22 protein-coding genes are annotated in these 18,898 nt (G+C 41.2%); 5 read left to right on the top strand and 17 right to left on the bottom strand.

Annotated features, from left to right (window positions below):
• The first annotated feature begins 195 nt into the window (after positions 1 to 195).
• On the top strand, positions 196 to 534 hold the full coding sequence (locus tag BEP19_RS07860) for a hypothetical protein (RefSeq protein ID WP_120189300.1): 339 nt from the start codon (positions 196 to 198) through the stop codon (positions 532 to 534).
• Positions 535 to 541: 7 nt separating this feature from the next.
• Here BEP19_RS07860 and BEP19_RS07855 read toward each other — a convergent pair whose 3' ends face one another.
• Positions 542 to 847: a hypothetical protein gene (locus BEP19_RS07855; protein WP_120189299.1), complete on the bottom strand. Its 306-nt coding sequence runs from the start codon at positions 845 to 847 to the stop codon at positions 542 to 544.
• Positions 848 to 997: 150 nt separating this feature from the next.
• Between BEP19_RS07855 and BEP19_RS07850 the strand changes: the two genes are divergently transcribed.
• Entirely contained in the window at positions 998 to 1,474 is a 477-nt protein-coding gene (locus BEP19_RS07850; protein WP_211329327.1) for a CarD family transcriptional regulator, read from the top strand.
• A gap of 75 nt (positions 1,475 to 1,549) precedes the next feature.
• Here BEP19_RS07850 and rnjA read toward each other — a convergent pair whose 3' ends face one another.
• The 6 genes from rnjA to pssA form a co-directional block, all read right to left on the bottom strand.
• The gene (gene rnjA, locus BEP19_RS07845; protein WP_120189296.1) at positions 1,550 to 3,214 is read right to left on the bottom strand and encodes a ribonuclease J1; all 1,665 of its coding nucleotides are present in this window, start codon (positions 3,212 to 3,214) and stop codon (positions 1,550 to 1,552) included.
• Between the two features lie 205 nt (positions 3,215 to 3,419).
• Complete coding sequence (locus BEP19_RS07840; protein WP_120189294.1) at positions 3,420 to 4,037, bottom strand: competence protein ComK; 618 nt, start codon at positions 4,035 to 4,037, stop codon at positions 3,420 to 3,422.
• 115 nt (positions 4,038 to 4,152) lie between these two features.
• Positions 4,153 to 4,677 carry a hypothetical protein gene (locus BEP19_RS07835; protein WP_120189293.1) on the bottom strand — a complete coding sequence of 175 codons (525 nt, stop codon included), beginning with the start codon at positions 4,675 to 4,677 and terminating at the stop codon, positions 4,153 to 4,155.
• Positions 4,678 to 4,821: 144 nt separating this feature from the next.
• The gene (locus BEP19_RS07830; protein WP_120189292.1) at positions 4,822 to 5,607 is read right to left on the bottom strand and encodes an undecaprenyl-diphosphate phosphatase; all 786 of its coding nucleotides are present in this window, start codon (positions 5,605 to 5,607) and stop codon (positions 4,822 to 4,824) included.
• A gap of 445 nt (positions 5,608 to 6,052) precedes the next feature.
• Positions 6,053 to 6,292 (bottom strand): group-specific protein, encoded by a 240-nt coding sequence (locus tag BEP19_RS07820; RefSeq protein WP_120189290.1) that lies wholly within the window; start codon positions 6,290 to 6,292, stop codon positions 6,053 to 6,055.
• Between the two features lie 29 nt (positions 6,293 to 6,321).
• Positions 6,322 to 6,813: a CDP-diacylglycerol--serine O-phosphatidyltransferase gene (pssA, locus tag BEP19_RS07815; RefSeq protein ID WP_120189288.1), complete on the bottom strand. Its 492-nt coding sequence runs from the start codon at positions 6,811 to 6,813 to the stop codon at positions 6,322 to 6,324.
• A 192-nt stretch (positions 6,814 to 7,005) separates the two neighbouring features.
• On the opposite strand from pssA, the gene BEP19_RS07810 reads away from it, so the two are divergent.
• Positions 7,006 to 8,493: a long-chain-fatty-acid--CoA ligase gene (locus BEP19_RS07810; protein WP_120189286.1), complete on the top strand. Its 1,488-nt coding sequence runs from the start codon at positions 7,006 to 7,008 to the stop codon at positions 8,491 to 8,493.
• A gap of 66 nt (positions 8,494 to 8,559) precedes the next feature.
• Here BEP19_RS07810 and BEP19_RS07805 read toward each other — a convergent pair whose 3' ends face one another.
• The 6 genes from BEP19_RS07805 to BEP19_RS07780 form a co-directional block, all read right to left on the bottom strand.
• Positions 8,560 to 9,444, bottom strand: a complete 885-nt coding sequence (locus BEP19_RS07805; RefSeq protein ID WP_120189285.1) for a selenium metabolism-associated LysR family transcriptional regulator — start codon at positions 9,442 to 9,444, stop codon at positions 8,560 to 8,562.
• Positions 9,445 to 9,458: 14 nt separating this feature from the next.
• Positions 9,459 to 10,196 (bottom strand): phosphonate ABC transporter ATP-binding protein, encoded by a 738-nt coding sequence (phnC, locus tag BEP19_RS07800; RefSeq protein ID WP_120189283.1) that lies wholly within the window; start codon positions 10,194 to 10,196, stop codon positions 9,459 to 9,461.
• Positions 10,196 to 10,951: a phosphonate ABC transporter, permease protein PhnE gene (gene phnE, locus BEP19_RS07795; RefSeq protein WP_245983425.1), complete on the bottom strand. Its 756-nt coding sequence runs from the start codon at positions 10,949 to 10,951 to the stop codon at positions 10,196 to 10,198. Before phnE ends, phnC begins: the two co-directional genes overlap by 1 nt.
• 10 nt (positions 10,952 to 10,961) lie before the next feature.
• Positions 10,962 to 11,855 carry a phosphate/phosphite/phosphonate ABC transporter substrate-binding protein gene (gene phnD, locus BEP19_RS07790; protein ID WP_120189280.1) on the bottom strand — a complete coding sequence of 298 codons (894 nt, stop codon included), beginning with the start codon at positions 11,853 to 11,855 and terminating at the stop codon, positions 10,962 to 10,964.
• A 109-nt stretch (positions 11,856 to 11,964) separates the two neighbouring features.
• A complete protein-coding gene (locus tag BEP19_RS07785; protein ID WP_120189278.1) occupies positions 11,965 to 12,495 on the bottom strand; it encodes a GerMN domain-containing protein in 531 nt (176 codons plus the stop codon).
• Between the two features lie 16 nt (positions 12,496 to 12,511).
• Entirely contained in the window at positions 12,512 to 14,194 is a 1,683-nt protein-coding gene (locus BEP19_RS07780; RefSeq protein WP_120189277.1) for an N-acetylmuramoyl-L-alanine amidase family protein, read from the bottom strand.
• Positions 14,195 to 14,426: 232 nt separating this feature from the next.
• Here BEP19_RS07780 and BEP19_RS07775 point away from each other — a divergent pair, with 232 nt between their 5' ends.
• Positions 14,427 to 14,624 (top strand): hypothetical protein, encoded by a 198-nt coding sequence (locus BEP19_RS07775; RefSeq protein ID WP_147393778.1) that lies wholly within the window; start codon positions 14,427 to 14,429, stop codon positions 14,622 to 14,624.
• 41 nt (positions 14,625 to 14,665) lie between these two features.
• Here BEP19_RS07775 and BEP19_RS07770 read toward each other — a convergent pair whose 3' ends face one another.
• Positions 14,666 to 14,920, bottom strand: a complete 255-nt coding sequence (locus BEP19_RS07770; RefSeq protein ID WP_120189275.1) for a GIY-YIG nuclease family protein — start codon at positions 14,918 to 14,920, stop codon at positions 14,666 to 14,668.
• Positions 14,921 to 15,131: 211 nt separating this feature from the next.
• On the bottom strand, positions 15,132 to 15,623 hold the full coding sequence (locus BEP19_RS07765; protein ID WP_120189274.1) for a hypothetical protein: 492 nt from the start codon (positions 15,621 to 15,623) through the stop codon (positions 15,132 to 15,134).
• A gap of 107 nt (positions 15,624 to 15,730) precedes the next feature.
• Between BEP19_RS07765 and BEP19_RS07760 the strand changes: the two genes are divergently transcribed.
• On the top strand, positions 15,731 to 16,990 hold the full coding sequence (locus BEP19_RS07760) for an MFS transporter (protein WP_120189273.1): 1,260 nt from the start codon (positions 15,731 to 15,733) through the stop codon (positions 16,988 to 16,990).
• A gap of 55 nt (positions 16,991 to 17,045) precedes the next feature.
• On the opposite strand, the gene BEP19_RS07755 is transcribed toward BEP19_RS07760, so the two are convergent.
• A complete protein-coding gene (locus BEP19_RS07755; protein ID WP_120189272.1) occupies positions 17,046 to 18,101 on the bottom strand; it encodes a hypothetical protein in 1,056 nt (351 codons plus the stop codon).
• 201 nt (positions 18,102 to 18,302) lie between these two features.
• Complete coding sequence (locus tag BEP19_RS07750; RefSeq protein ID WP_245983423.1) at positions 18,303 to 18,809, bottom strand: redoxin domain-containing protein; 507 nt, start codon at positions 18,807 to 18,809, stop codon at positions 18,303 to 18,305.
• Between the last annotated feature and the right edge of the window lie 89 nt (positions 18,810 to 18,898).

Here is an 18,898-nt window from a genome sequence, read left to right as displayed (position 1 = left end):
TCCTGTTGCCTAAAGCTCTACCTCCTACATTCATTCGACACAGAGTCCAAGATTCCTACCTAGTTAAGAAACTTCTGTTTAATAACTCTCTAACAAGTGGTTTGTGGACCGCTTAAGACCTGCTTGTTTTTTTACAGCATGGTTTTTTGTTTATTGCCAATAATAAGGACATCATAACTGATGGAGGTGTAACGGATGAAACGAAAATTATGGTTAACGTTCGGACTTGCTATTGCGATTTTAGTCGGTTTGGCCTTACCGCAATTGAAGACGGAGCAAGCAGCGGGATCTTCACAAGAAGTAACCTTTCAATTCGTTCGGATAGGATTAAATACAGATGAAGCGCAACAGGAGATTCAACAAATTGTGAACAACATTGTCGGAATTAGTCAAGTGGAAATCCTACCCGAAACGGATACGCTGACGATTACGTTTAACGAAGAAATTATGAAGGCCGACTGGATTGCTAAGTCACTAACAGCGAGCGGCTACCCACCCGAAAAGTATGTCAAGTTGAACAACAAAAAGAGATAACCCTTTACTAGGGGTTATCTCTTTTTTCATTCGTAACGTGATGGATGATCGATTTACAATCTGTTAAAATATGATGGCCAGGCTGCAATCCTCTTTCTAAAAGCTGTTCATGCGTTAATAGTAAAAACTGATCGTTCTTAGCATGAGCGGGAATAAAGCCGCCTGCGGGACTCTTCGTCAAACATGGATTATTGGATTTGATAACAAGGTACAATCCTTGTTCCTCCAACTCCTTTAATAAAGAACTCCACTGATGACCTGTCATGGCAGCGCCTCTTTTTTGCATAATAAATCCCATTTGCCCAGAATCCATGATCAATTCTCCTCTCGGTTAATCAATAAAAACGAGCATTCTGTTACCCATCGTAAATAACCTTACCTTATACCTACGATCAGTCATAATTCTTAAGCCCCCGCATAAGATGCTATACTGTAGTCTAACAATACACTCGGGGGTGGGATTTTGTTCCAAGTCGGTGATAAAATTTTTTATCCGATGCACGGCGCTGGAATCATTGAAAACATTGAAGAAAGAGAAGTTCTTGGTATGCGTAAAAATTACTATATCCTGCAATTCCCTTTTACGAATATGACAATCCTTCTTCCAATTGATACCGTCGAGAAAGTTGGTTTGCGAGAAATCGTTGATAAAAAGAGTCTACGAAAAGTTGAAACTTTTCTCCGTGAGGCGGAAAGTCCTACCGTTGATAATTGGCAGCAAAGATACCGTGAAAACGTATCTATTTTAAAAGGCGGAGATATTTTTGGACTGGCCCAAGTTGTCAAAAGCCTTATTCTAAGAAGCCGAAGTAGGGGACTATCTAACAGTGAAAAGAGATTACTCGAAGATGCCAAACAATATTTAATAAGCGAGATTGCCCTTATTAAAAATATTGAAGAAGAAGAAGCTGACCAATTTATTGAGGACACAATCCCTTAAAAGATAATAGGTCCAAATCTGCATGGAACAACATCATAAGGTAGAGGCTGAATTGAGATCAGCCTCTGCTCTATTTTACACTTCCATTATAACCGGTAAAATCATCGGTTTTCGCTGTGTTTTTTCATAAAAGTACGGTTCTAAAACATCGATCACTTTCGATTTCAATTGTGACCATTCTTTCACATTGCGTTCCGTCAGACGGTGTAATGATTGCTGCACAAGTCGAGTCGCCTCGTTAAGCATTTCTTCCGATTCGCGAACATACACGAACCCGCGTGTGACAAGGTCTGGCCCGCTTACAATCTTCCATTGATCCTTACTAATCGTGACGACGACCACAATCAAACCGTCTTCAGAAAGTTTGCGTCTATCGCGAAGAACGATATTTCCAATATCGCCGACTCCTTTACCATCGATCAGGACCATGCCGGATGGTAGCTTTGCTCCCTTTGAAGCAACTCCGTCGACGAATTCAATCGGCTCCCCGTTATCAAGAATGAATATGTTACGACTCTCCACACCCGTTGCCTCAGCTAATTTTTTATGCATCATCAACATGCGGTATTCCCCGTGAATCGGGATAAAGTATTTCGGTTTCATCAGATTTAACATTAATTTTAATTCTTCTTGGCTACCATGCCCTGAAACGTGAAAACCGGATACAGATCCAAAAACGACTTCAGCGCCAGCTCTCATCAATAAGTCAATCGTTCGACCAACAAAGCGGGCATTTCCCGGAATGGGTTGAGCCGCAATAATCACCGTATCACCTGGATAGATTTTTACGGAACGGTGTGATCCTGTCGCAATCCTTGTTAGGGCCGCCATCGGTTCCCCTTGACTTCCCGTACAGACAATAACTACCCTGTCCGCTGAATAACGATCGATTTCATTGACATCAATTAACATGCCTTTCGGTATGTTTAAATAACCTAATTCCGCGCCAATTCGGAATACGTTCTCCATACTTCTTCCTATAACAGCAATTTTTCTTCCGTAGATATCCGCGGCCTCAATAACTTGTTGTAGACGGTACACATTCGAAGCAAACGTCGCAAATATAATTCGTCCATCTGATTTATGAAACACGTCTCGGATCGTTTCCCCAACCGTTCTTTCCGAAAGCGTGTGTCCTGGTCGCTCCGCGTTCGTGCTGTCGGATAACAAACAAAGCACGCCTTTTTCACCAAGCGCAGCCATCTTTCCTAAGTCGGCTTTTTCCCCAACAGGTGTATAATCAAACTTGAAATCCCCAGTATGAACGACAATCCCCTCAGGTGTGTACACTGCAACGCCCACCGCGTCAGGAATGCTGTGATTAACACGAAAAAATGACACGCTAAGCGGACCAAATTGCAAGGTTGACTCCTCCGTCACCTCATGGATCTGAACTTTATTCATTAAGCCGTGTTCTTGAAACTTCACCTTTGCCAAGCCTAACGTTAATTTTGTCCCGTATAAAGGAACATCTAATTCTTTAAGGACAAATGGTAACGCCCCTATGTGGTCCTCATGACCATGTGTCAACACAATCGCTCTAAGTCTGTCTTTATTTTCGACAAGATAGGTAATGTCAGGAATAACCAAGTCAATCCCTAGCATGTCTTCTTCAGGAAATTTCAAACCAGAGTCGATTACGATCAAATCTTCACCGTATTCAACAACATACATATTTTTCCCAATTTCGCCCAAACCGCCTAGAGCAAATACTTTTAACGGGCTTTTTTTATTTTTCATACATTTCACTCCTTTACTAAAAACATTCTAATGATCTATTTTTAACTAAAAAAAAGTTATCAAACTTACAAAAAGATCCTTTATTATTTTAAAAGGAAATTAGCTACATTTAATAAACCATTCCGAGTCAAAAAGAACAAATAATCGTATTGATTTAATCATATCTGGAATTAAAAAGCAAAAGCGGCTTCAATTTCCAAACGTCTTAAGGATAATTTCTAATGGCTTCTGCAATTTTCAAAAGTGGATCACGCCATTCTTCCGAATGAACAAGATCAAGGTGGGCGGGGCAATGTTGAGAGGATTTCATACAGTTGTGGGCTTGTTGAAAGAAATACTCCAACAAGTAGCAGTCACGAACCTGTTGTTTAATAAAAGCGGGGCGGTAAGGAACAACCAAATCCTCGCCATTCGTAAGCGTCAATTTGCTTAATTGGTTGGCAGGTTCCGCATCCCCGATCCGCTGAACAGATCGATGAACAATCCATAAAAAGTTTCGCGGTTGAGCTTCTCCCTCATGCAATGGTCGCAGCGGAAATAGCGCGATATTATTGGCCAGTGGAATCGGAACGAGTTGCTTCTTGCCGGTTATTTTCATGGCTTGTTTACGTAAAAATTGAAATTCGAAAAACTGCGCCTCACATATTACTTTTAAAAAACGTTGTGATGTACACCCAATCTCAAAAGACCTATCAAGCATAATCAGCCTTGTCGTCTCCCCTACGCCGGGAGTGAGAATCGGTTTAATAGCTAGTCCTTGTCGCATAAACTCTCTACCCATCATAAATACGTCTGATAGGTCGCTCTTGCCATAACTAGACAACTTCCAACCTCCTTTTTCTATACTATCCTCATTCTAACAAACAACGAACATTTTTGAAACTACAAAAAAATAGACAGTCTCTTATTTATAATAAGATAACTGTCTATTTCTGCTCTTAATCCCAAATTTCAAACTCATCACCAACTTTTAAGTGTCCTTCTCTACACTTGGGACACTCCATTCCTCGCTCCAAATTTTCATTCGTTATTTTCTCCGTTGCTTGATTACAGAACAAACAGAGCTCTTCTTCCCCAAGCAAGCTGGACCACTGTTGTGGAGGAAATGAAAACATTCTTTGAATTGGATTCATCTCCGTTGTCGCACGGCGCCTATCCCCCGCATATACTTCTTCTCTTTCTTCTAACAGGTCTAGCATCTCATATGTCTTATTACAACTATAACAAACGCACGCAAAATAATTGTACGTCATCTCCCGATGGCTCGACTCCAGCGTTTGGGCTAACATTTTCCGATAATGTTTTTCACGAAGCGGATGCATTGTCAGATCCGTTTCCGTTGTGTAAATATCAATATATTTATGAATCACGCTCTTTAGCGGAATTTTTGTCCCTTGATTTAACATTAAGATACCACTGTCATAGCTACAGCAAGTACAAACAAAATTCATCCCAATCCCCATTGATAGCCTCCTTATGAATCTTCGGTAACAAAAACGATATCCATTTTCATCACTAATGATTTTACCTATCCGCTATTAAGATTTCCATAGATCCTTCGCAAAGATCTTTTTACATATTGTGACTTAACTTGACAATTCGACAAATTACCACAAACCGAACATTTGTAAGCCCAACACAATTCCACCGAGTATAAATACATACACAGCAAAGATCTTTAGCGAGCCTTTGTTTAATATTTTAAGCATCCATTTCACAGCGATGTATCCACAAATTGCGGCGGCAAAAGTTCCAATTAGTAATGCGGGTAAACCGACTAACTCGGCCTGTACACTCATCACCTTCCGCCCTTGGAGCGCGCACGCTCCTAAAATAGCAGGCAACGACAATAAAAAGGAAAATCGGGCCGCGACTTGCTTATCAATTCCGCGAAACAACGAGCCGGCAATCGTTAACCCTGAACGGGAAATCGCTGGTAATATGGCCGCTCCTTGCAAAGTTCCAATGAACAAAGCATCTTTAAAAGTAATCTGTTCGATTCCCTTGTTGCCTTTACGTTTCCATAGATCGGCATACCATAAGATGATCCCCGTAACTAAAAATTCAACACCAATTGTCGAACCTGTTTTTGATATCTCCTCAAAGAAATCCTCGAATGCTAATCCAATGATTGCAGTAGGAATCGTGCCCACAATAATCAGCAAACCCAAACGACTAAACGGTCTTTTTATAAGGGCGATGACATCATCCCAAAACACAGCAAGCACGGCAATTAATGTTCCAAAATGTAACATTGTGTCTAAAAATAACCCGGCTTCTGTTAACCCTAAATACTTTCTGCCTAACACAAGGTGTCCAGTGCTACTGATCGGAAGAAATTCCGTAAAACCTTGAATAATTCCAAGAATGAGCGACTTCATGATTTCGTCCATCTTTGTCCTCCCAACCTAACTATGCTTGTTTTTGTCCATATACATGGTCTATGAGAGGCTTGGACTGAATATAACCAAAAAAGAGAGCCCCTATTTGAAGGGCTCCCAAATGGATGATCGTCTATGCGGTATACAAAATCGCTTTATCGTCTATTGCGTATAGATCTTCTATCGTTCCTACGTCATAGAGTTTCTTGAGCAGTTCATGCCTGCCCAACTCTGACCTCAAAAAACATCTTGTAATTTGACCGTCCAAGTTAATCATCACATCGAAGTACTCGCCTTTTAGGTCTATCTTCCTTTTCATGGAGAGAACCGATATTCGCCCCATTTGCAAAACCTGCCTTTCAAAGCTGTCTCTTAACATTTTGTGACAATTAACGTTTTTTATGCAAACAATTTAAATAACCTGGGTACTTTTATTTGTATACTGCTTTCCGTTTCGTTATGACTGATTCGTTAAGATCGACTGAATGCCTTCGATCACTTGCTTCTGTTCACTTTCGGATCTATTTTTCTCAAGCTTTTTCAACGCATGGAACATTTCATTTAAGGAACCCTGTTCCCAGCTCGTTGTTTCAAAACTATGCGCCAGTCGCTCAACTAAACTTTTTTCTAATTTCTCCTGGACGGCTTCTAATTTTTGCTTCACATCACTAAGTGGATGGTCCATCATGCAACCCATCATACTCTCCCCTTTTAAAATTTATTTTCTTAAAACTTCATCACTCTAAACGGACTTACCATCAACAAGGCTAATAAAATTGGGATCAATCCATTGGAAAATGAAAATAACATCATCAGACTCATTGTTAGCCCCGCAAAGGTAATCGGGACTCCGACAAAATAACCGACCGTCGGCTTTACGTTGAATCGAGCCAACCGTAATGCCCCCATTGTAGGGTACATGACGAAAGCAAGGTTCGTCAAAAAACCAGGCTCAGCCATTGTGTGAAAAAGGATGGCTGGGGCTACGCCAAAACTGACCACATCCGCCAATGAATCCAATTCTACGCCAACCTGGTTTGTTACTTTTAATTTTCTAGCTAACCGTCCATCGAATAAATCTAAAAATGCCGATAAAAAAATAAGTAAACTTGCTATTTTATAGAAACCATTCATTGCAAATGTGATTGAGAAAACTCCGGACATCAAATTACCTAGCGTGAACAAATTTGGAATTGATCTTACAATATAGGATAACACTACATTCCTCCTACCTGAATAAACGGCGAGATCATATGCGTAATCCAGTTGCCGCTGTACATGTATTTTTCTCTCAAGGTTAAAATGTTATCCCTTTTAGGGTAAACTAAGGAGGACCTACAAAGCAGAGGCTCTTTAATTATAACAAAGCGGCCATGTATGATAACATGGAAACAAGAAAGGGGGATGTATATGCAGCCAACACATCTCGGTAATTTTTATATTAAAAACGCGGGTCCAAATAAAATCGCTTTGATTGATCGCGACCAAGCGATCACGTATGGCGAGCTAGATGAAAAAATTAATCGCTTTGCCAGTTATTTTCTCTCCATCGGTGTTAAACCTGGCGATCGTGTTGCCTTAAGTTGTTATAATAGCCCGCTCTTTATTTATTCATATTTTGCCGTAACAAAGATCGGAGCAGTCATTGTTCCCTTAAATTTAATGTTAACGCCAGATGAAGCCCAATATATTTTAACCAATTCAGGAGCAAAGATCCTACTTGCTCACGAAAAGATAGCTCAAAAATTAAGCATTGATGCAGAGCAGTGGAAAGCCAAGTTGAACTTGGAGGACATTGTTATATTCAATGATAAAACGGTTCAGACAATTGATACATATCCCATCGGCGCTTTACCTGAGGTAGATCCTAATTCTATCTGCGCCTTATTATATACGTCTGGAACGATGGGCAAGCCGAAAGGCGTTATGCTTAGTCACAATAATTTATTAGCAAATGCCCATAGTTGCAATGTCTCCCTTGAGGGAACAGGGGATGATGTTTTTTTATGCATGCTACCGATGTTTCATTCATTCGGCTTTACCGTTTGCGTATTACTTCCGTTGTTTAGTGGGAGCTCCATCGTCATTCACGATACATTTAATCCGAAAGAGGCGCTTCGCAGCATCAACGAGCAAGGCATCACCGTATTGCCGGCCGTGCCAGCGATGTACGTCATTTTAAGTCAAGCGCTTAAAAAACGCCCTCTTTCGTTATCAACAGTACGTATAATGGTTTCTGGCGGCGCGCCGCTTCCAAGAGAAATCTTAAATCTATTTTTAGATCAATTTGAAATACCGTTACTAGAGGGATATGGTCTAACCGAGGCCTCGCCAGTCGTTAGTTTCAACCCGCTTAGCGGCGTCAAGAAACTCGGTTCAGTCGGCTTACCTTTGCAAGATATTGAAGTCAGTATCGTTGATGACAGCAGAACAAAATTGCCGTCAAACGAAGTCGGTGAAATCGTTGTCAAAGGTCCGAATATCATGATTGGCTATTACGAAAACCCTGAGGAAACAGCCGACACACTGCGCGATGGCTGGTTGTACACGGGGGATATCGGATATGTAGATGAAGATGGATATCTATTTATCGTAGACCGTAAAAAAGACTTAATAATCACAAGAGGTTTAAATGTCTATCCCCGAGAAGTGGAAGAAGTCATTTATAGCCACCCCAAAGTGTTAGAAGTCGCTGTGATTGGTTCGGCCGACCGAACCCGGGGAGAAATCGTCAAAGCGGTGATTGTTCTAAAAGAAGATCAACAATTAGAAAAAGAGGAACTGATCGATTTTCTTTATGATAAACTTGCCAACTACAAATTACCAAGAATTGTGGAATTTACCGACTCATTGCCTAAAAATGCTGGCGGTAAAATCATGAAAAGACTACTAACATAATAAAATAAAAATAGCGCGATCTCGTTGATCGGCGCTATTTTTGTTGCGTTTGTTGCGCTTCATGCGTTATATTCGTTGCGTTTGTAAGAAGGATAAGAAGCTTGCAATGACCGATTGGTTTTTCTGATCATCTAAGTATGAACAATAAAATTTCCTTTGAATCTGCGGATCAAGAATATCAATGACTTTAATTCTACCTAACTTTTCCGCATTCGCCGCCGCCAGTGAGGAAACAGCAGAAATTCCAAGTCCCGCTTCAACCGATGCGATCACGGCCTCCGCGCTTTCAACCTGTCCCGTAATTTTTAAATCCTTAATGTCGATTCCTTCTTTCTTTAAATACCCTTCCGTCGTTCGCCTTGTGTCGGATTCAGGCTCCCTCATAATCCAATCGGCTTCAGACAACATTTCAATCCATCCCTGCGCGGTGGGCGTAGCAAAATCCGTTGGGACAATAAGTTGTAAACGATCCTCCGCCAAAGCGAATGAACTAACTCCCTCCATTGACAGCGGATCACCCGTAATCGCAACATCAATCGTTCGATCTCGTAACCAACGCAATACTTCTGATGTACCAGAAATTCGTAATTGAGGTCTTACATCTGAATAAACCATCCTAAAAGATTTTAAGATTTGAGGAACTAAATATTCCGAAGGAATTGTGCTCGCGCCAAGAATAATTCGACCGGACACTTTTACCCCCCAAATTTCTTCCTCCACTTGGTCCCACAATTTAAGAATCTTTAAAGACTGCTCATAAAGGGTCCTGCCATGACTTGTTAGTTGAATACCATCCGAATCTTTCGATAGTAATCGGGTCTTCATATATTCTTCCAACGCTTGGATTCGCTGTGTGATCGCCGGCTGGGAAACTTGAAGATGTCTTGCCGCTTCCTTAAAACTTCCTGTTTGAACTACTTTTACTAAAGCCCTTAGTTGATTTAGGTTCATTATTTCACCTCCAGTCAGGAGTATATGTTATTTAACTCCTCATACGTTAATTTTTCAGGAGGACCGTCAAACACGATCTTTCCTCTGGAAATTCCTAGTACACGTGTCGCGTATTGTTTTGCTAGCTCAACATCGTGTAAATTAACCATCATTGTGATTTTATCTTTGCGGTTAATCATTTGTAAAATATCCATAATACTTTTTGAAGTCATTGGATCAAGGCTCGCCACAGGTTCATCGCCTAACATTAGGATCGGTTGCTGAACTAATGCTCGAGCAATTGCTACGCGTTGTTGTTGACCTCCACTCAATTGATCGGCGCGCTTGTCCCGAACATGGAATAACCCAACTCTTTCTAATGCATGCTCCGCCGCTTTTATATCGCTCGTTTTATATCGAAAAAGGAATGCGCGCCACACGGGCATATACCCTAATCTTCCTACCAGCACATTCGTTAAGACACTCAGTCGGCCTACTAAATTAAATGTTTGAAAAATCATCCCGATTGAACGGCGATACATTGTTAAATCTTTACCGCTAGCAATTGTTATATCCTTTCCAAGCCACCTAATTGTTCCCTGAGTCGGAGTAATTAACCGATTAATACAACGAATGAGCGTAGATTTTCCCGCTCCACTTAAGCCAAGAATTGCGATAAACTCTCCTTCTGCGACAGAAAAAGAAATATCTTTGAGCGCGGGACTCGTTGATTTCGCATACTTCTTCTTCAATCGATCCACCTGTAGTAACATTATATCACCTTCTTCCTAACCAATGTACCTACGTAATCTACAATTAATACGAGAAGCATGATGACGAGCACCTCACAGGCGACCGCTTGATAATTAAATACTTTAAAATCAATGAAAAGCATATTTCCAATTCCACCGCCGCCAATAAATCCAAGAATAAGCGACGCCCGAACACCGACCTCGAGACGGTAAAAATATTGCGACAAGATATTGGGGATAATTTGAGGGAGAATTCCATATAAAATAACAAATAACTTGCTGGCTCCGACCGATGTTACGGCTTCTTGCTGTCCAGTATCAGCCGCTTCAATTAGTTCTGAAATCAGCTTTCCTAACACGCCAATATTGTGAATCGCGATCGCCATGACCGCTGGAAAGGGCCCTAGACTTAATGAAGGAACCAAAATGAGGCCAAGTACGATTTCCGGCACGGAGCGAAGGAAATTTAAAATAGATCTTGTAAGATGGTACAAATAAGCGCTTGGCGCTGTATTAAATGCCGCTAAAAAACTTAATGGAAGAGCAATCAACATTCCAATAAATGTTCCCAAAATAGCAATTTGCAGTGTGATTATTGCAGATTTAAGCGCCACAGGGAAAATGGACCAGTCTATTGGGAGCCATTTATTCCACACAAACTCTACACTTTTACCTAGTCTAAGAAATTTACTAAAATCAAACTCCGTACTGTATCCACTCCATATAATTAGAATCGCTGACATGAATGTCAGCGACCACTTTATTCCTCTATTCAAATCAAACCACCTACTTTAAGCGTCCATCATGCTCAGCTGCTTGCTTAATTGCTTCATAATCGGCATTCGAAGCTTTTGTAAAACCTGTTGCTCCAAACGCATCTAAAATATCTTGATCCTCTATCTTTAAAAACGCATCTTGAATCTTTGTAATTGTCTCTTGATCTACATCCTTTACAGCCCATGGATATTGAAATAGCTTTTCCGATTGCCAGATCACTTTTAGTTGGTCTCCATCTATTTTTCCAGTTTCAACCAACATGTCGAAAATGGCGCTGTCAACCCCACCAGCATCGACTCCTTTATTTTGGACTGCTAGGGAGGTCGCATCATGTCCACCCGTAAAGGTCACGTTCTTAAAATCATAATCATGCTCGCTTCGGTATACACCGCGTTCTTTCAATTCCATACCAGGAATAAGTGATCCAGAAGTAGAACTTGGATCTCCAAAAGCGATCGTAACTTCTTCTTTATTTTCCAGCAAATCATCTAATGTATCGTAAGGCGAATCCTTGTGAGCGATAAAATAAGCGTAATAATACGGCTCACCTTTAATCAACTGAGTCATAATCGCTTCCGCTCCACTTTCATGATGCGCAATAACATAGGTTAACGGTCCAAGATAAGCCAAATTCACATCTCCAAAATTCATTGCTTCCACGACACCGTTATAATCTGAATAAGTATCTAATTCTACAGGAATACCAACCTCGTCTTGCAGATGCTTTTCCAATTTATCCATAGCGACTTTCATATTGCCTTCGCTCATTGTTGGAATTATGCCTATTGTCAACGATTCCGTTCTCCCTTCCGCTTTACCTTGGTCATCGTTGTTCCCACACGCTACCAACAACAATGACATAATTAGCGCGATAAAGACTGCTACTTTACGGTGCTTCTTCATACCATAGCCACTCCTTAACCTATTGAATTTTCTCATTTATCATATAAGATTTAATTTAAATGTCAATAAGTGAATTCTTTTGTAGAAAAAGGGCGAAAAAAAAGCAGACCTATTGGTCTGCTAATGTTTCACGCGTAAAGGGCTCAGATATATCAATCTGTCCACTGTATGTTTCTTGATCAAGATTGTTAATTGAAATTTCCTCTACTTCTGGAAATTGAAACATCGTTTTTAACAGTGATTCGATCTGTAAACTTTCAACGCTGCTTCCATGCTGTTCGCTTGGTTCTTTAAATTGGAAGTTTAGTGTTCCAGCCTCAAAACTTACTTTTTCTAACGCTTCTTTTTCCCAAATTGGAATCAATGTATCATCAGATGATGTTGTCAAACCCAAAAATGCTTGTTTATATTTATCTACATCATCTTCAAACTTGATCTCCGCCGTTGTTTCTTGTAACCCTAAGATTTGATCATCCGCGTAAAATAGCTGAATATCCATCTGTTGCTGCTCAGTTTCAACTTCAGCTCCCTTATTTACATGCTCCTCATCGTTCGGCAACGGCGCACTCGATTGTTGAGAGCATCCGCTCGCAAGCAACAGGAGTAAGCTACAAACTAGCGCTAGGTAGCGACGGGACATTGCTCAATCACCTCAATTATAATGATGAATAGTATTCGTAAATAGCTTCAGCTAACGCTTTTGCAACCCGCTGTTGGAAAATTGGATCTTGCATTTGCGCGTTTTCAGCCGCATTGCTCATAAAACCTAACTCTAACAAGACTGACGGCATTTTCGTTTGTTTGATAACGACAAACCCAGCTACCTTCACGCCTCGATCCCGAAACTCTGTTGCCTTCACTAGATGCTTGTGTAGAACATTAGCAAACGCTTTACTTTGGGCAGTATAGTAATACGTTTCGGTCCCTTGCACTTGTGGCTTATCCTTTATAGAGTTCCCATGAATAGATACGAAGACATCCGCTTGGGCATTATTCGCAATTTGAACGCGTTCTGCAAGCTGCACTGTCGTATCGCCAGGTCTAGTTAAAATCACTTGAAACTCACTGTATGCTTTCAACTCTTCAGCTAAATAATTTGTTACAGACAGTGTAAGATCCTTCTCAGGGTTCCCGCTCACTCCAGTTGCCCCAGGTTGTGATCCGCCGTGACCCGCGTCTAACACGATTAAAAATCCATCCTTATTAGGAACGGGGACCGGGACGACTGGGTTCGGTGTCGGTATAGGAGTTGGCGCAGGTGTTGGATTATGAACAAACGTCGGATCTGGTTTTAGGGAAATTTCATAACCTGTTGCAGTCCGATTGAGCTGATATTCTGCCTTACCCGCTAATTCAACTACGACGCGCACAGTTTGCGGATTCTTGGAAAATTGACTAAAACGAATGTCCTTGATCAGAGCGCGCTCAATTTCATTGTTCAGACCAGTCGTATCTCTTCGAACGTTTCCCGATGATGTTCTTAATTCCTCGCTTAACACCGTGTTCGGCAGATCAATCACAATTCGTTCTGGTCCAGACATGCGAAAATGATTTGGCTGGACAGGGGTCGTAAAGTCAATGAAAATCTTCCCTTGCTGTTCTCGAACCGACTGTAAACGACTCAACCTTTCAACATCGATTCGATTACCTTGCAACGTTACTGACGCCTGTAGCTCACTTTCAACCGCGCTTTTCGGGATCACCCAACCGGTATCCATCTTTTTTAACTTCAAACGCTGTTGGCCATTGCGATCGAGAGTAAACGTTTGTTGATTCAACGTGAACCGTTCCGCTTGCCAGTTTCCCCCTAAGTTTGTAACCACTTCTTTCAAAGGGAGGTGTAGTTCATTTTTAAAGTTAAATACTTTTCCATTAACTGTATTTCCATTTGCAGTTAGTATGTATACATGGTTGACAACAACCGTTCGTGTCGCGTCATCCCATCCAACGTTCGCTCCCAACGCTTGACCGATAAAACGAAGTGGAACTAACGTCCGATCCTGGACGATTCGGGGGGGCGCGTCCATGCTAATTTCTTGACCATTCAAGATCGCTTTAGCCTGTCCAATCCACATCGATAACTCAACTGATTTCCCACTAATCTCTACCTTCCTTTGTTTTCCGTCCCATGTCACTTTAGCGCCTAACGCTTCAGCGACAACGGCGATCGGAACGAGCGTTCTTCCATTAACGATTTTTGGCGGCGTATCTGGCTGATACGTTTTCCCTTCAATGACCAATTGAATATTTGAGGTAGCTGCGTCTACTTGTTTGAATGCCATCGGGAACAGCGCCATCCAAAACAGTAGAAGGCTGATCCCAAGGCGGTATTTACTCATTGTCAATCTCTCTCCTTCCCAATTCCAATAAACGACATCTTTATTCCTTCTCCTCTATTATTTAGACGTATAAAGGACAAAAATGTTTTGTTTTTCCAACATTTTTTCCCCTTTTACTGAAGGTAGCACGAATTGTGTCGACTGACAACAATGATCAAGAAAATTGTTATTTACTTTCGTATTTAATCACGATAAAATGAATGCATATTCATTCAGAGGGAGCTGCATGTTCTTGTTAGCTTATAAATCTTTCCTTGATCCCCTAGTAAAAAACCACCCAACGATTACGCTAAAGTTAAAGGATCGAACCGTAACTGGAGATCTTTACAATACATCTTCTTCCCAGGTCGTCTTGCTTGTTCATGGCGGCGAATACCATTTTGAAGTGATCTCCTATGAGGAAATTGAAGAAATTGTGTTTAAGGAATAATCTTATAAAAATGATATACAGCGCAACAAAAGGGGCCCTTATCATTCGGGGCCCCTTTGTTCCACGCTTTTATATTGTTGAACCAGCTTCTCTTTAGTTAATTTTGCTAATCTCTTGATTTGATGCTCCCTTTTTAGCGCCTCTGATTTACTCCCGCTCTCTTCAATATAAACATAACAAACAGGTAATCTGGCCCTAGTGTAGCGTGAGGCCTTTCCCTGATTATGTAGTTTAAGTCTCCGCTCAAGGTCGTTTGTAATTCCCGTATATAAACTTTGGTCACTGCAACGCAGCATATATGTGTAAAACACGTCGGTTTTAAAAACTCCTTTTTTGTATGTAATAAAAGAAAGATAATTTTTTATAAAAAATGTTAAAATAAGTATTGAAACCGCTTACTTTGTGTTATATAATGAATTTAACACCTTAACTAGCAGTTATGGTTTCTCTCCACTCCTATCTTCTTGCCATCAAACACATCGGTTTGATGGATTTTTTTTGCCTTTTTTAATCCTCCCCTTCCTCAAATGGATTGAATGTTTCTTCCCTGCTATTGTCATCGAGCAATTCATACACAATATATCCATTTCTTTCTTCATTTCGCATATAGAGCGAAGCAGAAAGTAACCGACCGTCGAACGACCAGTCAATAAAAATCTGTTGTTGGATTTTTCCTTGCTTTAAACCCTCCACATCGACCGTGTCAATCCCTAAATCATCAAATTGATAACCTGCCTCAATTCCTATGTCGTAGCGCCAAGCTTCATTTCTTTCCATTAAGTTTTGCACAAGCGCAAAATCAGCGCCAAATAGGCTTCTCACTTCATTTTCATCCATTCCTAACTTCAATTTTTCAATAAATATAGATTTCGTTTTCTCTTCCTTCGTTATCACCGGTTCACTTTCCTGTGATCCCGTCTTCAAAACAGTCTGATCCTTTCCACATGCTGTAAGTAACAATGAAAGTATTAAAATAATTTTAATCATGGAGCGCGTCATTTCGATATTACCTCCCTTTCCCACAATTACTAAAAGTTAACTGATACGAATTTTTGAATATTGGCAAACTAACATCGAATTAACATACTAGGGAGTTGAAAATAGAAATGCCGAAATCTGGATCCCCGATGGAATTAGTTACACTTGCCTCGATCCCTTTAGTGATGGTGCTTGGAAATTCAATGATTGTGCCGATACTCCCAACAATGGAAAAAGAATTAAAATTGACTCAATTTCAAGTAAGTCTTATGATTACCGCCTTCTCATTGGCGGCTGCCCTGATCATTCCTTTTGTCGGGTATCTATCTGACCGATATGGAAGAAAAAAAATTATCGTTCCCGCTCTTATCTTATACGGTTTGGGCGGAATTGCCGCCGGATTAGCCGCTTGGCTGATGAAACAACCTTATCTTATCATCCTAATCGCAAGAATTATTCAAGGGATTGGCGCCGCAGGCACCGCTCCGATTGCGATGGCTTTAATTGGTGACTTATATTCGGGGGCAGAAGAATCGAAGGCTTTAGGAGCAATCGAGGCAACGAACGGACTAGGAAAAGTGCTTTCTCCCGTGATTGGCTCCCTAATTGCTTTACTCATTTGGTATGCTGTTTTCTTCGCCTTCCCTATATTATGCTTTATTACTGCCGTGGCTGTTTGGTTCGCTATTAAAGAAAAAAAAACAAGCGAACCGAAGCCGTTTAGACAATACGCGGCTGATTTAAAACAGATTTTCAAAAAACAGGGTTCCTGGCTTGTTCCCGCTTTCTTAGTTGGATCGACCGGATTGTTCATTCTGTTCGGTGTGCTATTTTATCTGTCTGACATTTTGGAAGCTAAATTTAAAGTTGACGGTATTAAAAAGGGACTTATTTTAGCAATCCCCTTGATGGGTATGGTCACGACTTCTTATGTCACAGGCGCCAAAATTGGACAAGATAAACTCCTAATGCGCAAAGTGATGCTAACAGGTCTCTTGTTTCTTTTAATTAGCATGGTAGTTGTCGCGTTCTTTAAACAAATTTACATCTTGATCGGGTTATTAACACTAGGCAGTATTGGCACCGGTCTATTGCTCCCTTGTCTTAATACATTAATAACTGGCGCTGTGCCGCAATCGGAACGGGGCATGATTACTTCATTATACAATAGCTTGCGTTTCTTAGGTGTCGCAATTGGTCCACCTGTCTTCGGATGGTTAATGGGAATCTCACACCGAACCCTTTTCTTCTCCGTCGCTGGTCTTGCAGGCATCGCTTTACTGCTAACCTTATTTTTTATTAAACCTGGAAACAAAGGGAAGGGAGGAGCCCCTCCCTCCCAACAAGATCAATCCATCAGTTTATTTAAAAAAATCCCCGCAAAATAACAACTTAAAAACAAAAACTGGCTGTCAATGTATGACAGCCAGTTTACCAAACCTTTTAGACTAAGTATTGACCAGATTGTTGATTAAAACCGCCTTCTTGAGCGATATCTTGACGAACCTGGCGCGCATTCGTACCCGCAAAACCGGGTTGGAACATCGACTGAGAACCACCCTGGTTCATCATCCCTTGGTTCGGTGTGTAGCGTTGTTGCTGGGCGCCATAATTAAAGCCGCCTTCTTGGGCGATGTCTTGACGAACTTGCTGAACGTTCGTGTCCGCAAAACCGGGTTGGAACATAGATTGAGAACCACCCTGGTTCATCATCCCTTGATTCGGAGTGTAGCGTTGTTGCTGGGCGCCATAATTAAAGCCGCCTTCTTGGGCGATGTCTTGGCGAACTTGCTGAACGTTCGTGCCCGCAAAACCTGGTTGAAACATAGATTGAGAACCACCCTGGTTCATCATCCCTTGATTCGGAGTGTAGCGTTGTTGCTGGGCGCCATAATTAAAGCCGCCTTCTTGGGCGATGTCTTGTCGAACTTGTTGAACGTTCGTGCCCGCAAAACCGGGTTGGAACATAGACTGAGAACTGCCTTGATTCATCATCCCTTGATTCGAAGTGTAGCGTTGTTGCTGGGCGCCGTAGTTAAAACCGCCTTCTTGGGCGATGTCTTGACGAACTTGTTGAACGTTCGTGCCCGCAAAACCGGGTTGGAACATAGACTGAGAACCGCCTTGATTCATCATCCCTTGGTTCGGCGTATAGCGTTGTTGCTGGGCGCCGTAGTTAAAACCGCCTTCTTGGGCGATGTCTTGACGAACTTGCTGAACGTTCGTGCCCGCAAAACCGGGTTGGAACATAGACTGAGAACCACCCTGGTTCATCATCCCTTGGTTCGGTGTGTAGCGTTGTTGCTGGGCGCCATAATTAAAGCCGCCTTCTTGGCCAATATCTTGACGAACTTGCTGAACGTTCGTGCCCGCAAAACCTGATTGAAACATCGTTTGCGGAGTATTTGTCATATTTCTGTTTTGCGTTCCGTATAAATCTTGTTGAATATCCTGACGTACTTTCTCTGGATTTGTACCCTGATAGAAATTATTCATCATCTTTGATGCACCTCCTGTTGTTATGATTTGCATTTTTATGGAATATATACGGAGTAAGCAAAACTTTTTTCAAGCATAAAAATAAAAAAAGATCCTTTATAGTTCAATAACTATAAAGGATCTTTTTGTTCATTACTTGGTTCCCAAACTAGTCTGTTTCAGAAAGTTAACAGCTTGTCCAAAACAACTAATCTTTGGATATTATTGGTTTAAATTTTTAAGTACTTCGAACAACTCTGCGTTATCCGGTTGTTCCCCGATTGGATGGACATCGATAAATTGAACAATTCCTTCTTTATCGATAATGAAAAGGGCGCGTTCAGATGCTCCATAAGCAGGCTCATCTGCAGTTTTACGAAGTACGCCGAATTTCTCGGAGATCTCCCCATGTGGATAGAAATCAGAAACAAGTGGATAGGAAATTCCACCTATTGAACGTTGCCAAGCTTCGTGACTTGGAATGGAGTCAACACTAATACCCAGAACCTGGGTATCAAACTCTTCAAAACGAGCTAAATCATCCTCGTATGAAGGCATTTGAGCGCCTCACACAGGTGTCCAATCTAGAGGATAAAAAGCGATAAATACATTCTTTTTGCCCTGATAATCGCTTAGTGTTACTGTGCGATTCCCATGAGCAGGAGCCGTAAAGTCTGGCGCTTTGTCGCCGACTTTTAAAGTAGGTGTTTCAGTTGCACCTTTTGGCATAAAAATCCCTCCTTCGATTATTTTAATCATACATAGTATACCAATTCGATCCCTTTTTACCAAGGAAAGCAGCACATTCAATAAGTAAA

It is taken from the genome of Ammoniphilus oxalaticus, from assembly GCF_003609605.1.
Lineage (GTDB): Bacteria > Bacillota > Bacilli > Aneurinibacillales > RAOX-1 > Ammoniphilus > Ammoniphilus oxalaticus.
This window is presented reverse-complemented; position numbering and strand designations above follow the sequence as displayed.